This window comes from Lachnoclostridium phytofermentans (assembly GCF_000733755.1).
Taxonomy (GTDB): domain Bacteria; phylum Bacillota; class Clostridia; order Lachnospirales; family Lachnospiraceae; genus Lachnoclostridium; species Lachnoclostridium phytofermentans_A.
This window is the reverse complement of sequence record NZ_JPOF01000007.1, coordinates 412713-428111: the sequence shown is the minus strand read 5'-3', so window position 1 is coordinate 428111 and position 15399 is coordinate 412713. Positions and strand designations below refer to the sequence as shown.

The following is a 15399-nucleotide window of genomic DNA, read 5'->3' as shown; positions in this document are numbered from 1 at the left end:
GCTATTTGCGCAACTTCGCTTATCGTGTAGAAATATGTTATATTTTGGTATATAATAAGATTAAGATTTTCTTGACAGGAGGGGTAATGTGAAGAAGAAAAAAGCAAAGCAAAAACACAAGGGATTTCACGGAATTGGAACAAAGATGGTTCTTGCTTTTATGGTACCAATTGCAATGATTATACTGCTTGGTACTGTGTGTTTTATCACAGCAAAACAAGCAATAATAAAACAAGCAAAAGACTCAATTACTGATACCATTAATGCAAAAGCCAGCTATTTATCCTTAGGATTTGAAAACATTAACGGTCGTTCTACTGAGCTATTAAGCATGACAGAAATGCAATTGTATTATCAAAATCCCAAATTAAATCCGGATAACCTGACCGAAGACCAATCAAAAGCAAAACAAGCCATCCAAAAGCGAATGCAGAATATGCCAAAAATATCAGATTTCATTTATCATATCTACATTTTTGGTAATATTGGTAGAGGGGTTACTACAACACAAGCGCAAATGAATCTTGACACCTTTGACCGTTTTAATGAAACCGAAGAAGGTAAACAAATTTTAAATTCTCCTGATACCTTTGGTGTGATCGGCACCCATCCTTATCTTGAAGAAATAAATATTACCGATAATAAACAATATGATTGTTCTGATTATGCTCTAAGTCTCTGGCGAAAATACAATTTTAATACAAATGTCTATGTAATAATAGATATCAAGCAAAGTACCATTGATAGTGCATTAAGGGATATAAATTTTGGAAAAAACAGTTATACTGCCTTCCTTGTTCCTGGTGGGAAAGAATCTGTTGTCGCAGGATTTGGTGATAACGAAGAGGATACGGTAAAGAAAGAAGAACTACCTGGCATCTCTTCACTAACATCCGTTCAAGATGCATATACAAGTGAAGCACAAAATAGTACAGCTACTATAACTATGAATGGAGACCGATATATTTTTGTATCTGCTAAAGTAGGTTCTACTGGAACTTTATTGTGTGGAATCGTTCCAGAGAGTTCACTTTTAACGGAAACTAATTATATAAAATATGTTACTCTTATCTTAGTAAGTTCCTCCATTATAATTGCAGGAATTATCTGTGTATTATTTTCTCGTTCCTTACGAAAGGGAGTGAAAGATATCATAAAACCATTAACTTTTGCTGCTAAAGGAGATTTTTCTGTTTCTTTTACAAGTAAACGAAAAGATGAATTCCGTATCATCTCAGATAGTATTACCGATATGATAACCGGAGTTAGAGATCTCTTACGTAACATGGAAGAGGTAAGTGACAAGGTTGCTATCTCCACTGAAGAAGTACATAACAATACCATACATATTCTATCCGCAAGTGAAGGAATCGCTACGGCAATTACAGAAATCGAGCATGGAGTTGCTAATCAGGCAAATGATTCGGAGCAATGTGCTGTTCAAATGTCCGACCTAGCCGAACAAATTAAGACGGTGTATCACTATACAGATAACTTTAACAAGATTACTCTTTCTACCAAACAACAAGTAACCGATGGAATCTATTTAATGGATGACCTTAATTCGAAATCGAAGGCCACGGCAGACATCACAAGTACAATATCTTCTGATATTAAGGAATTAGAAAAATTATCTGGAACTATTGGTAGTATTATCGGTGTTATTAATGAGATTGCAGCTCAGACTAATCTGCTCTCACTCAATGCCTCCATCGAAGCCGCCAGAGCTGGTGAAGCAGGTCTTGGTTTTGCTGTTGTAGCAACTGAAATTCGTAAACTTGCAGATGAATCCGTACATGCTTCCGAGCGAATTTCCGAAATCATACATAAGATTCAAGAAAAGACAAATCGTACTATACAAAATGTTATGAAAGCAGACAATATCGTAGCGAACCAAACAGATTCACTCTCCCATACGATTGCATCCTTTGAGGTAATAAACAACTCTGTCGATCAATTAGTAAATAATATGCAGATGGTTTTAAATGGTATGAAAGATATTGAAGCAGCTAAGGAAACTACAGTTGAAGCAATTGAAAGTATCTCCGCCATCTCAGAGGAAACAGCGTCCGTTTCTGCTGAAGTAGAAGAGAATGCGAATCGTCAGAAGGATTTAATTCAATCCCTTGGTGAAACTGTCAACACATTAAGTAAAAACGCTACAAATATGCAAGAGAAAATCAGTCACTTTAAACTATAAATATGTTATTGAGTGTTTACCAGACCAAAATATAAGTTACTATACCAACTAAGAGTAGATATATATTTTCACAATAAGATTTGTGTTATAGAGTATTTTACACAATAAGATATATGTTACTGAGTATTTTACACAATAAATTTTTTTTTATTTACTCTTAAATTAAAATGCTCGACGCAAATTCATGCTATGTTCGTAATTTGGATCGTTAACTTATTTAAAACAAGAAAAACCACGCTTCGCGTACTTTTTCTTGTCATGAATAAAAGGTATCTTAATCAGGCTATTTACTTGGTCAAGATACCTCTTTGTTAATTTTATGAATATTTTACAATCCCTTTATATCATTCTATTATATTTTAAGATAATAATCTAGAACAAATCATCTGAACTACTAATAGCACCGCAAGAAATCCAAAATTAAGTAAAGAAAACCAGAGAAGATACTGTTTTGTTTTCTCACTATAGTTCTTCCTAAACTCACTATACGTAATTAAGCTTGCTAAAGAAGCAATAAGGGTTCCACAACCTCCTATGTTCACCGCTACTAATAGATTGGCATAATCCTCTGTGAATTGCGATAATAATACTGCACTAGGCACATTACTAATCACTTGACAGGATAATGTACCAATTAGGAGAGGGCTAATCGGTAGTATCTGATGAAAAAAATCACTTACAATCGGTATTCTAGCCATATTTCCTGCAAATACAAAGAATGCACAAAATGTGAATAAAAGAGGATAGCTTACTTCTCTAAGCGCTTTTCTATCAAGTAGAAAGATAGCAAGAGTGATTAATATTGTCCCTATCAGATAAGGTACAATACGAAATACAATTAAGATAGAGCAAATAAAAAGAAAACTATAGATTACCGTTCTTCCTATTTTAATCTCATACTTCGTATCATCCTTTAATAGGAGTGGCTCCTTTTTCACGCACAAACAGCAGGCTACAATTAATAGGGTTGCAACTGCGAATGGAATCGCCATTATTTGAAAGAAGGTTCCGGTTGGTATATTGTAATAAGAATACAAATACAAATTTTGTGGATTGCCAAATGGAGTTATCATTCCCCCAAGATTTGCAGCAATGTTTTGCATGATAAAGGTAAAAGCCATATATTTTCTTTTATTGGTACTCTCTAATACGAAGAATCCCAATGGCAAAAAGGTCAATAACGCCATATCATTCGCTAGTAGCATCGATGCAAAGTAAGTAATAAATACAATTCCTAAAATTGCATTACGTGAATTATGTAGTTGCAGTACAATAAATCGTGCTACTATTTCAAATATATGAATGTTTTTATAAGCACCAACTACTGCCAACGTACAAAATAAACAAGCTAAGGTTCGTACATCGAAGTAACTTAAGTATTCACGATCGATTGGCACGAAAAAACAGGTTATGATAGCTGCTATGACTGCTATTGTTAACACTGCTTGTGATTTGATTGCTTTTATAAACCGACTGCCTAACCTAGATTTATTATTATCCCAAGTATTTCCAGACTCTCCTAAACCGTCCCTTGACTGTAAAACTTGCTCCGTACTCATGATATCCTCCAGTGTAAATTCTGCAAACCTTACTAATTGTATCATTTTCACTGCAAAAAGCAATGAATTTTTTATCCATCTTTTTTTGCTTTGATACAAAGGAAAATTTATGATAAGTTACCTATGAATAGATACGAAAGTCTTGGTAATCCTGTAACTATATGGTTGAGGAATAGCCCCAGGTATGATATAATAGCGAAGAACTTTGATAAGAAATGATAAAGGAGAATATTATGGCAGAAAAAAATCCTATTGTTACATTTGAAATGGAAAATGGTGATGTGATTAAGGCTGAGCTTTATCCTGAAATCGCACCAGTATCCGTAAACAATTTTATATCTTTGATTAAGAAGGGTTATTATGATGGACTTATCTTCCATCGTGTTATTAAAGGCTTTATGATTCAGGGTGGTTGTCCAGAAGGAAGTGGTATGGGTGGCCCTGGTTATTCTATCCGTGGTGAGTTTGCTCAAAACGGATTTATCAATGACCTAAAACATACCGAAGGCGTTTTATCCATGGCACGTTCCATGCGTCCAAACTCCGCAGGTTCACAGTTCTTTATTATGCATAAAAATTCCCCACACCTTGATGGTGCTTATGCTGCTTTTGGTAAAGTGACAGAAGGAATGGATGTGGTAAATAAGATTGCTGAAACGAAGACTGATTACAATGATCGTCCTCTAGAAGAGCAAAAGTTAAAGAAAGTTACTGTTGAGACTTTTGGTGTTGAATACGAAGAGCCAGAGAAGCTTTAATTTAATATTTCTTGCATTTGGGTTATAAAGCAAGGGTCTGTTGCATAAAACCTCACTAAAAATAGTATACAAAAAAGTACCTTGAATGGGTTAGTTAAAACTATTTCAAGGTACTTTTCTATGTCAAAAATACTATTGTATAATGTGGTAAATCCATTTTATTCCGTCTGCTACAGGCTGTCATGCACAAAATTAGCATAATGTAATTGCTTTCTATTCACCTCACGATTACTACCATCCCATAACCTTTTTGATTTCCTCAGTCAACTGCTTCGCTGCCTTCCGATGTGTCACGATACTTGGATGCCAATCTGCTCCATAACCATCTTCCCTATCTTGTTCTGTTAACTGAAAGGTAACTACATTCTCATCCTTCGTTTCCTTTTGATAGAAAGCTACTGCCTGTTCTACCATTGGATATAAAGTAGCACCCATCAGCCCTAACACACATAGTATAGTAGCATCCTTATTCTTTTCTCTTATTACTTTTAAAAACTTCACGTATTCCTCCAGGTACTCTTCGTGACGTTCTTTGATATCTTTACAGTATGTAGTGTCATTCGTACCGAGGTTTAGGATAATAAGTTCAGGGATATACTTAGAAAAATCCCACGGAATATTCTCTAATAATGGCAAGTCTTTGTATGTACCAAAACATCTGGCTACACTCTGATAGTATTTTGGTACAATCTGAACAGAGTCCTTTTTATCATTCTCTGTATATCCACTTACAATTCCATAACCACTATAAGATACCATACTATAATCACTATGCAATGCTTTCGCTGTAAGATAAGCATATGCTTTCGTTACATCCTCCGTAGCAGTTGTAAAATGGACTAATTCATTCTCTGCATCAACACCATATCCACAAGTTATAGAGTCCCCTATAAATTCAATCTTATGAGATAAGTCTTCGGTCTTCTTCGGTGATAAATCACTATGTAAAATAATTTTTTCTATTCCAATCATGGACTGAGGTGCTTCCGAAATTTTTAAAATACGAACTTTAATCTCTTGCTTATTCACATTCTCAAAGATTTTAACTGTTTTTTGTTCTTCCTTTAATGTATCACAAAATACCAGTTCATCATTTATGTACATTGCATATCTTGCATAATTTTCCTCATTCTGCTCGCAAACGGAACTATCGGAAACAAAAGCGATTTCAACAAAATCTGTCTCACAGTAAAACTCAATACCACTCCCTGATAAAGCAAGCCATCGTATCCCATCTTTGGAATAGGTTCTTCCAATCTGCTTTACATCACTATAATCTCCACTCCATTCCTTCCTCGGTAACATAACATTTCCTCCTCTTCATAGCAAGGATTTGCTATGGTAAACATCATATATTTGCATGCACCCTCTTCTCACTATATAAGATGCCTATCCAGTAAAAGTCAAGCCGATATTCGCAATCCGCTTTGCTACTTGATGCGGTTAAATAATATATGATAGCAAATCCTTGATTCTGTCCTTCTTATAAGAAATCTTTCAAAAATATAATATCAAAGAGAATTATAAAAGTAAATGTAGGAACTACCTTTTTACAGAGAATATCATACGAAATCTCGTAAATTGTTTTTCCTTTTGCTCATATCCAACGGTAGTTGTAATGGAGGATTCTACTGCCGTACTTGCCGCTAAGATTGCCAAATTGTCATTAGGTATGGAAGACATTCGTAAATTATTCGCGCCAATTCGAAAACTAAATCCCTGACTACATTCCTTAACTGCATTTTGTAAAATCTCATTCACGATTTTTGTGTAAGGAGCCTTTTTCTCATCTACTACTAAATCATCTGATTCTTTGGTAAGAACATTCAAATCTTCTAGCATTGGTTCTGTTAGACTGTATGCCTTCAGCTTCTGATCTTTATCAACAACCACTACTCCGATTGCATTCAGATACTGATCCGAACTTACCAGTAAGGTCCCTTTTCTAGGATTTACACTTTCACATTCGAAAAGAGTACTATGACTGTGCCCATCAATAAATAAGTCGATACCTTCCACCTTCGATAACACATCAATACTGTTGAGGGGACTCTTATCGTTAATACCAAGATGAGAAAGAGCTATAATCACATCTGCTCCTGCACTTTTTAAGACCCCAACTTCCATTCGTGCAGCATCAACAGGACTCATAATTGTGATACGTTCTACATTCTTTGGATCATTAATTGTCATGGTTGCTTGTGTACTTAGTCCGAATATTCCATAAGTAACACCATTTTTCTCAATCAAAACATGCTCTTTGAATAATAAATGATTGGTGGTTAGGTCAATCACGTTCGAACCTAGAACAGGGAATTTTAATTTGTTTGCTAATTCTACAAGATGATTTGCTCCATATTCATAGTCATGATTTCCAGTCACCATGGCATCATAGCCAAGAGCATTCATTAACTTTCCAATCGTCACGCCCTCATTATAAGTAGCAAGAGTTGTTCCACGAAAGGTATCCCCTGCATCAAACAATAACACTTCTGCCCCCGCAGCAATACAAGCATCCTTTAATGCAGCTAGCGTTGTTAACCCAACACTATTATCCTTTCCCAACTGTATTCTACCATGAGTATCATTCGTATGCAAAATTACCGTTTTTCCATATAAATCCTCCAAATGAAAGGAATCCTCACCTGCGTATGCTTTCGTATGAGAACCTAAAAATACCAAAAAAGTTACGATTAATAATATTATGGCTCTTTTTTTCACTCCGATAACACTCCTAACATCACATATTTCCATGGTATTATGTGATAAAATTAGGTTGCTTATCCTACTTTTATGGAATCCTTCGAAAGTAATTTTTGAACATTAAATCTTTCACCATCTAATTGAAACATTAAGGTTCGACGTTTCTATATCCTATTTCTTGCATCATTCGTATTCTTTATTGATATAGAACGATATCATAACTCTCAATTAGCCATCTTTTTCTTCAATATTTATATACAATCCATATATATTATATCATCCACTGGGATATCAAAACTACCAACGGTAAGGTAATAATACTAAATAAGGTGGAGATTGCAAATACATTGGAAGCTCGTTCCACATCGCCTTTATATCCACTTGCAATTAATATAGCGGTTGCACCAGTTGGGCAGGAAGCAGTAATTAAAATCGTTGTGCGGAGCATATTATCAAGTGGTAGGAAGTAAAATACGCCAATTATAATGAAAGGTAGAAAAACCCCTTTTAATGCTACGATTAGATATACTCGCCACTTCTTTAGCGCGCTTAAAAAATCACTTTGAGCGATATAAACCCCGCAAACAATCATTGCAAGCGGTGTATTCATATCTGCAATAAATTTTGTTGCCTCTCTAATAGGCGCTGGAAATTTAATCTGAAAGAAATAGAGAAACAACCCTATAACAATACTGAACATAGTAGGTGTTAAAAACGGCTTTACCCTATGAGAAAAAGACTTCCGTTCTCTACCTTGATTTTTTTGCATGATCCCTATCCCATAGGTCCACAACACTAGATTAAATACTGTGATGTAAGTATTACAGTAAAATATTCCGATTTCACCAAACAAAGCGTTTAAGAGTGGAATTGCCATAAACCCACAGTTTGAAAATATCACACAAAAGCGTTCTGTTGAAATACTCTCTTTTTTTCCTTTCACTCTTAACACCTGTGAGAGGAGGATAGCTAAGAAGATACTCACAAAAGATAATAAAAACCCAAGCAGCATATTTTTTGCATCTTTAGGATTAAAATCCATCTGATACGTATTTAAAATTAATGCTGGAGAAACAACATATAATACAATAGATGCCAACTGCTTATTCGTCTGATCTGAGATTAATTTCAATTGATATAAGACAAACCCTACTGCTATCAAGAGAAACATAATAAATACTTGATTCACCACTATACGAGATAGCTCCATAAACCTCCTACTTAGAAACTGCACGCTCCATCCGTGCATGCTTTTTCCATCCACCACTTACTAAACGACTAATAAATAAGATTGCACGGAATAACCAGTCGATTGTCATTGCTACCCAAACACCGAATACACCAAGTCCGAAATTCTGAGCTAATACAAAACTTAAACCAACACGGAAAATCCACATCGAAGCAATAGAAGTAAACATCGTGTATTTCACATCATTTGCAGCTCTTAATGCATTAGGTAATGTAAATGCAAATGGCCAGATGATGATACAGCAAATACAATGATAAATCAGTAACTTCGTTGCAAGTTCTTTTGTTTCTGCCTGAGCTTCGAACAAATTAACGATTGGATTGATACTTAATAATACGATTATATTAAGTACTAACATAGAAATACTTGCATATTTTAATAGTTTCCATGTGTACTTCTTAGCTTCATCAAGCTTTCCTGCACCTACACATTGACCAACTACGGTAATCATTGCTAACCCAATTGCACTACCAGGGATACAGTTAAACGATGCCACTGAGTTACCAATTGCATTCGCTGTCATTCCGACTTCACCATAGCTGGCAATCAGACTGCCTACCAAAAGCTTTCCAAATTGAAAAATACTATTTTCTAAACCATTTGGAATACCAATGTTTAAAATACGTCGAATCATCTTTGGCTCATAGCCTAGACGAAAGTTATATTCAATACAGATAGCATTCTCTTGGTTTCTTAAGCGTAACATAACAATAGTTGCTGCAATCATACGAGCTAATAAAGTAGAGATACCTGCTCCTGCAACTCCCATGTCAAATCCAAAGATAAGAATTGCATTTCCAGTAATATTAATGATATTCATCCAAAACGATGTCATCATTGAAATCTTAGAATTACCCATAGCTCGAAACAGAGCAGCTCCTGCATTATAAATTGCAATAAACGGGAACGATACTGCTACGATATAAAAATAAATCTTCGCATTTTCCATCGTTTGAGGACTTAACTTGCCATAAATCAAATGCAAAATTGCTTCATTTCCAATCAAAGCAATAATCATTAATATCACTGATAAAACTGCTACGGATAAAACTAACTGATTGGCAGCCACTCTAGCTTTTTCTCTGTTTTTTTGTCCAAGATACTGGGCTGCTACAACAGCACCCCCTGTTGCCAGAGCTGAGAAAAGCCCGATTAATAGTACACAGATAGCATCAACTGCTGAGATACCTGAAACAGCTTCCTCTCCTCTTTTTGCAATCATAATGGTATCTGCCATACCAACTGTAACTGCAAGCAACTGTTCAATAACAAGTGGAACCAATAACTTGATAAGATTCTTTCTAGTAAACATAGCTAATCCTCTCCGCTTTCTCTTTCGAAAATCACAAATACTGAATTATTATGAAGTATCTATTACAAATATACAATAGTAGAAACACTGAATTTCCTTGTATGTTTGTATTAACTTTTGTATATATCTAAAAAATTCTGAGTCCATTAAACTTTTAAAGAGATCCTTCATATCTATAATCTATGAGTTCTTAATTCTTTATTTACACTTATCTCTTTTTGCTTATTTCTTTTTGACTTATTTCATTTAGGTTATCTTTATTTCTAGTATTTCTTTTCTACTATATCTTTTCTATTTATATCTTTTCTATTTATATCTTTTCTGTTTATATCTTTTCTGTTTGTATCTTTTCTGTTTATATCTTTTCTGTTTATATCTTTTGTATTTATATCTTTTCTGTTTATATCCTGATTATATTTTATCTGATTATACTTTCCTGCTATTCCTTTTTCTGCTTATCCCTTTTACACATTTACATACTAAGTTAATCTCTACACATCCGCTTTTCTCTTCTTTCCAAATTTCATTCTTTTATCCACATTTGCTAATATCTATCCCCGATTCCTATGTAATTCAAACATTCTATTAGTCAATGTTCCAAAAATATTTTCAGACTTCTCACCTTGTTTCTATGATAGCAACCTGTTATAATAGGGAAAATATTTCACCGGAGGATCTATGATAAAAATAATTGCAAGTGATATGGATGGTACACTACTTCTAAACGGATGCCAGCAAGTAAGTGACCGTGCTATATCAATAATAAAACAACTACATGATAAAGGTATTCTTTTTGTGGCAGCCAGTGGTCGCCAATATCCGAATCTCTACCGTAATTTTAAAGATGTTGCTAAATATATGGCTTTTATTTGTGAAAATGGCTCCCTTGTCATGTATCAAGATAAGGTTTTATATAAAAGTGTAATGGCTCCTGAGATAGCAAAAAAACTATGTCAAACTATTTATGAACGAGAAGGATGTGAAGTTCTGATCTCAGGTCAAAATACTTCTTACCTGCTACCAAAAACTGATAGTTATGTTCATCGTATGAAAAATATCGTAAAAAACAACGTAGTTGTAGTAGACAGTTTTCAAGAAATTCCAGAAGATATCATTAAAATCTCAGTATATGAAAAAGAAGGTATTTCTCACTCTGCTTCCTATTTTACCTCACTTTTCGGTGACAAGTTAAAAGCAACCATATCAGGAGAGAGTTGGTTAGATTTTGTTAACCCTCTCGTAAATAAAGGAGCTGCTCTAAGTCATTTACTAGGTTATCTATCCCTTAGTCCATGTGAAGCAATGGCCTTCGGTGATAACTATAATGACCTAGAGATGCTCTCTCTTGTCTCTTATGGTTATGTAATGGAAAACGCAGTGCCTGATATCAAGAATCGATATTCTCTCAAAACATCCTTAGTAGAAGACACACTAGAGTCACTATTATAATCTACCAATTTCTGCGTAAGAGATTATTATTTACCTCAAGATGAGAAAAATCATTAAAGCGTTCCAAATAAAACCGTTGATAATCCCGATTAAACTGAAGCTGCGTAATACTGGTATTCTCAAGCGATACCGCAAAAAGCAGCTTCTTTGATTGAGGCATGCCTAGAATATCTGTAACAATGGATCGAATTACTCCACCATGGGTAACTACTGCTATTCTCTGTTTCCCAGAATGTATCATCTCCTCAAGTACATCTCTAACTCGATTGACCACATCCTGTCCACATTCTCCACCAGGGAATGGCAAATCTTCCGATAATTCCATCCTTTTCTTCTTAAAATCAGCAAACGCCATATTATTATATTCATCGCTATTTCCAGTCATACGCCCAAAATCAATCTCTCGCAGTTCTGTTCTAATTCGATAATCTACATTTCCTAAATATATCTTCACTATTTCAGCGGTTTCTCTTGCCCGAAGTAAGTCACTAGAGTATAGACAGTCGATTCCATACTCACTCAGCCTTTTACCAAGTAATTTTGCTTGTTCTCTTCCTTCTACTGCTAAATTAACATCCACGTTACATAGCTGACTGTTTTGTCTGCCATGTCTTATCAAAAATATGTTCATCGTAACCTCCATTCTTGCACAATCTTTTGCGCATCTGAACTCTGCTCCTTAATGGTACTAGCACAATACTTCATTTTGTAAAACTTATAGCGAATCACACAAACTTTCATCCTTATTACTTTATGTTGGGATGTTACAACTTTCATAAAATCCCAACTCCTGCATCCGCTAATAACCATATTCCTGAATGTAAGCTACTAAGTCTTTTTATCTGTAATAACTCAAACATCACAATGCATATAATTATTACCGGAATATGAAAGATGGTGGTGTTACCCTGTATCGTTACTAAAATAATTTTAATGAATTATAGACTGCAATTGCAAGTAAGCCTGTAACTGCTGGGCGTATCCTATAAAAGATACTAGAAACTATAAAACTCTTCCTGTAATTCGTTATGAACTTGGATATCACTATGATAATGACTACGCTAGGTAATATCAAAGATAATGTAGCAAGTATTGCACCTGTTACTCCTGCTGCATGATACCCGTACTACCTTATGGTATGCCAAATCTTCTTAGCTTTATGTTACCTAATCCTAGCGTATTTGTCTACAGAAGAAAACTGCTTTTATGAAAGAGGAACCGATTGAATGACCAATCATATATTATAGAAGAAGGAGGTAGCTCTATGTCACAGCTAAGTAAAATTGTCTTTCTAGGCGGAGATTTAAGACAGTATTATATGATAAAACAACTTATGGAAGCCGGTTTTCCTGTGGCGGTCTATGGTCTGGACCGTGGAGAATTAGGCGACACCATATATGAAGCGACCACATTAAAAGAAGCACTATCTTTTGGCAATATCGTGATATGTCCTATACCTGTCTCCAAAAATCAGGTTACTATCTTCTCAGTACATGAGATTCCTGATTTGACCCTTAATAACCTTAAGGAAAATTTGACGGAGGGGCATACTCTCTTCGGTGGTTGTTTCCCTAACTTCATGTCTGAGTTTTGCATGAAAAAAAATATTCGCCACTATGACTTTATGGAAATAGAATCTGTAAGCATCGCAAACGCTATTGCAACTGCGGAAGGGACTTTAGCAGAAGCCATCGTACGCAGTCCTATCAACCTACACAAAAATGAGTGCCTTGTCTTAGGCTTTGGTCGTTGCGCTAAAATTCTAGCAGACAAATTAAAAGGTATTGGTGCGAAAGTTAGCATTGGTGCACGCAATGAAGAAGCGTTATCTTATGCGGATGCCTATGGTTATGAGAATATTCCACTTTCCGAGCTTAGCAAACATCTGCATCGTTTTCCATTTATCTTTAATACCATACCAGCAATGGTGCTAGATTCTGCACTGATAAGCTATGTACGGAAAGATGCGGTGATCATCGATATATCCTCAAAACCAGGCGGTGTAAATTTTGATTATTGCGACCAATTGGGAATCAACGCCTCACTATGCCTTGGACTCCCTGGAATCTATTCTCCAAAAACATCGGCTTCGATCTTAGTGACAGCTTTACTAGATTGTATTAGCAGAAGTGCCTCCTCGTAAGATTTAGAAGGAATGTGAAACAATGAAATTATCAGGTAAGAATGTTGGTGTAGCACTAACCGGCTCATTTTGTACCTTCGAAAAAGTAATACAACAAATTCAAAACTTAGTAAACGAACAAGCAAATGTTATACCTATCTTTTCCTTTCATGCTCAAACCATCGACAGCCGTTTTGGAAAAGCAGCTGATTTTATAGAGCAGATTACAACTATCACTGGAAATAAACCAGTATTAACCATCAATGAAGCAGAACCTTTGGGTCCAAAGGGGATGGTCGACATTATAATCATTGCCCCATGTACGGGAAATACTTTAGCAAAATTATGCAATGGAATCACCGACACGCCTGTCCTAATGGCTGCGAAAGGTCATTTGCGGAATCAGAAACCACTCGCTATCTCCTTAGCTACCAATGATGCACTCGGTATTAATTTTAAAAATGTTGGCTCTATGTTAAATTGTAAAAATGTATACTTTGTGCCATTTGGTCAAGATGACTTTAATAAAAAACCAAACTCCATGATTTCCAATACCTCATATATTATTCCAACCCTTGAATTAGCACTGGATGGGAAGCAAATGCAGCCTATTATTGAGAATCCTGCTTAATTTAGATGGTTAAAAAGGAAAATAAATGTTGTATCCTACGTAATAAACCTAGCGCATTCAGCTTTATATTTAAAATAGTAACTTCCATAAATATAGAGAACACATGAAACCTTAAAGGAAGCATCAATGTTTCTAGGTTTTAAGTGTTCTCTTATTTTTTGTAATTTCTGTTTCAATGACTGGTTTTTTTTAATTCTTATTTACATATACATTATCGTCCAATGTGGCTACTGAAATCTATACTAGTTGTATCTCTTAGAAGGATAGTATATTGTATTTCACTCATATTTTATGTATAATATTTCCATGCGAGTAATATTTTAGTGTGTTTCATTTTTCAGTGTGTTTCGTATATCAGTGTGTTAATATTTCAATTTGTTTAATATGCAAGAAAATAAATAATATATCTACTAAAATAATATCTAATAGAGGTATTTTATGGAGAAAATACTAGGAAAACAAGTAGGAAGTGGTGGTACATCCAATGTATACGAATGGGGAGATACCGAGGTCATTAAAATATATAAGCCACATATCGAAGATAATGTAATCGATAATGAGATGCATATTGGACAGTTATTAAACAGATTTTTACTCAATATACCAAAATATATGGGTTCCATTGATTATTATGGTAAAAGGGCACTAATATATGAACGTATCTGTGGAAAGATTATGGCAGAACCACTTCTAGCAGGAATTTATGAAACAGAATTAGCATATAAATTTGCACAAATGCATTATGATATACACAACAAATCATTGGATGAACTACCATCGCAATATGATTTCCTAAAAAGACGAATCCTAGAATTAAAAAGTATATTAGGCAATAAGGCTGCCCCTTTAATTAACCTGTTGGATAATATTCCTAGTGATAATAAACTATGCCACGGTGATTATCAACCACTAAATATCATTGGAGAAGATAACAAATATATTGTTATTGATTGGAATGGAGCCTGTTCAGGAAATCCGATATTAGATGTTGCTTGGAGCTACATGACTTTAAACTCACCTATTATTAAGCTTTTACTAGGAGCATTCGTATCCGAAATCTTTGCTAATTTTGCAAAGGACTATTTATCGTACTATTGTAATTTGTCTGGTATTACGCAAGAACATATCTTAATGTGTCTACCAATTGTTGCATCCAGAAGATTATATGATAATATAATGTGTGATAATGACAATTCAAGACAAGAGAGAGAATGGCTTTTTAGACTGATAGAAAAGACATAATAGATCTGAATCAAAGCGGATATTCACAATCGCTTACGATACTTATTCATAACCTATACATGGCATACCAGATTCCATAAGAAACGGACAGACTATCGTCTGTCCGAATGTAACTGTCATTCAACAATAATAATAGAATACTTTTATTTGTTTTACTACTTTATATTGGTTTTA

At 34.8% G+C, this 15399-nt stretch carries 12 protein-coding genes and 1 pseudogene; 6 read left to right on the top strand and 7 right to left on the bottom strand.

What is annotated here, in order from left to right:
• Positions 1–88 precede the first annotated feature (88 nt).
• Positions 89–2200 carry a methyl-accepting chemotaxis protein gene (locus tag CC92_RS0117800; protein WP_029501300.1) on the top strand — a complete coding sequence of 704 codons (2112 nt, stop codon included), beginning with the start codon at positions 89–91 and terminating at the stop codon, positions 2198–2200.
• Between the two features lie 359 nt (positions 2201–2559).
• Here CC92_RS0117800 and CC92_RS0117795 read toward each other — a convergent pair whose 3' ends face one another.
• Positions 2560–3759: an SLC13 family permease gene (locus tag CC92_RS0117795; protein ID WP_081841980.1), complete on the bottom strand. Its 1200-nt coding sequence runs from the start codon at positions 3757–3759 to the stop codon at positions 2560–2562.
• A 233-nt stretch (positions 3760–3992) separates the two neighbouring features.
• On the opposite strand from CC92_RS0117795, the gene CC92_RS0117790 reads away from it, so the two are divergent.
• The gene (locus CC92_RS0117790; RefSeq protein WP_029501302.1) at positions 3993–4517 is read left to right on the top strand and encodes a peptidylprolyl isomerase; all 525 of its coding nucleotides are present in this window, start codon (positions 3993–3995) and stop codon (positions 4515–4517) included.
• Between the two features lie 231 nt (positions 4518–4748).
• Here CC92_RS0117790 and CC92_RS0117785 read toward each other — a convergent pair whose 3' ends face one another.
• The 4 genes from CC92_RS0117785 to CC92_RS0117770 form a co-directional block, all read right to left on the bottom strand.
• A complete protein-coding gene (locus CC92_RS0117785) occupies positions 4749–5822 on the bottom strand; it encodes an SGNH/GDSL hydrolase family protein (protein ID WP_029501303.1) in 1074 nt (357 codons plus the stop codon).
• Between the two features lie 237 nt (positions 5823–6059).
• Positions 6060–7238 carry a bifunctional metallophosphatase/5'-nucleotidase gene (locus CC92_RS0117780; RefSeq protein ID WP_051650558.1) on the bottom strand — a complete coding sequence of 393 codons (1179 nt, stop codon included), beginning with the start codon at positions 7236–7238 and terminating at the stop codon, positions 6060–6062.
• Positions 7239–7491: 253 nt separating this feature from the next.
• A complete protein-coding gene (locus CC92_RS0117775) occupies positions 7492–8430 on the bottom strand; it encodes an AEC family transporter (protein WP_029501305.1) in 939 nt (312 codons plus the stop codon).
• Positions 8431–8437: 7 nt separating this feature from the next.
• Complete coding sequence (locus tag CC92_RS0117770) at positions 8438–9781, bottom strand: MATE family efflux transporter (protein ID WP_029501306.1); 1344 nt, start codon at positions 9779–9781, stop codon at positions 8438–8440.
• Between the two features lie 678 nt (positions 9782–10459).
• Here CC92_RS0117770 and CC92_RS0117765 point away from each other — a divergent pair.
• On the top strand, positions 10460–11230 hold the full coding sequence (locus CC92_RS0117765) for a Cof-type HAD-IIB family hydrolase (RefSeq protein ID WP_029501307.1): 771 nt from the start codon (positions 10460–10462) through the stop codon (positions 11228–11230).
• A gap of 1 nt (position 11231) precedes the next feature.
• Here CC92_RS0117765 and CC92_RS0117760 read toward each other — a convergent pair whose 3' ends face one another.
• Positions 11232–11861, bottom strand: a complete 630-nt coding sequence (locus CC92_RS0117760; protein ID WP_029501308.1) for a histidine phosphatase family protein — start codon at positions 11859–11861, stop codon at positions 11232–11234.
• Between the two features lie 288 nt (positions 11862–12149).
• Positions 12150–12341, bottom strand: a pseudogene (locus CC92_RS23665) (chromate transporter); the annotation flags it as partial.
• A gap of 153 nt (positions 12342–12494) precedes the next feature.
• Here CC92_RS23665 and dpsA point away from each other — a divergent pair.
• The 3 genes from dpsA to CC92_RS0117740 all read left to right on the top strand — a co-directional run bounded on the left by dpsA (position 12495) and on the right by CC92_RS0117740 (position 15225).
• The gene (dpsA, locus tag CC92_RS0117750; protein ID WP_029501309.1) at positions 12495–13373 is read left to right on the top strand and encodes a dipicolinate synthase subunit DpsA; all 879 of its coding nucleotides are present in this window, start codon (positions 12495–12497) and stop codon (positions 13371–13373) included.
• Between the two features lie 22 nt (positions 13374–13395).
• Positions 13396–13983 carry a dipicolinate synthase subunit B gene (locus CC92_RS0117745; protein ID WP_029501310.1) on the top strand — a complete coding sequence of 196 codons (588 nt, stop codon included), beginning with the start codon at positions 13396–13398 and terminating at the stop codon, positions 13981–13983.
• Positions 13984–14421: 438 nt separating this feature from the next.
• Entirely contained in the window at positions 14422–15225 is an 804-nt protein-coding gene (locus CC92_RS0117740; protein WP_029501311.1) for an aminoglycoside phosphotransferase family protein, read from the top strand.
• Positions 15226–15399: the final 174 nt, after the last annotated feature.

Coding starts and splice junctions, on each gene's coding strand:
- CC92_RS0117795 (WP_081841980.1), bottom strand. CDS start 3,759: ATGAGTACGGAGCAAGTTTTACAGTCAAGGGACGGTTTAGGAGAGTCT.
- CC92_RS0117790 (WP_029501302.1), top strand. CDS start 3,993: ATGGCAGAAAAAAATCCTATTGTTACATTTGAAATGGAAAATGGTGAT.
- CC92_RS0117785 (WP_029501303.1), bottom strand. CDS start 5,822: ATGTTACCGAGGAAGGAATGGAGTGGAGATTATAGTGATGTAAAGCAG.
- CC92_RS0117775 (WP_029501305.1), bottom strand. CDS start 8,430: ATGGAGCTATCTCGTATAGTGGTGAATCAAGTATTTATTATGTTTCTC.
- CC92_RS0117770 (WP_029501306.1), bottom strand. CDS start 9,781: ATGTTTACTAGAAAGAATCTTATCAAGTTATTGGTTCCACTTGTTATT.
- CC92_RS0117765 (WP_029501307.1), top strand. CDS start 10,460: ATGATAAAAATAATTGCAAGTGATATGGATGGTACACTACTTCTAAAC.
- CC92_RS0117760 (WP_029501308.1), bottom strand. CDS start 11,861: ATGAACATATTTTTGATAAGACATGGCAGACAAAACAGTCAGCTATGT.
- dpsA (WP_029501309.1), top strand. CDS start 12,495: ATGTCACAGCTAAGTAAAATTGTCTTTCTAGGCGGAGATTTAAGACAG.
- CC92_RS0117745 (WP_029501310.1), top strand. CDS start 13,396: ATGAAATTATCAGGTAAGAATGTTGGTGTAGCACTAACCGGCTCATTT.
- CC92_RS0117740 (WP_029501311.1), top strand. CDS start 14,422: ATGGAGAAAATACTAGGAAAACAAGTAGGAAGTGGTGGTACATCCAAT.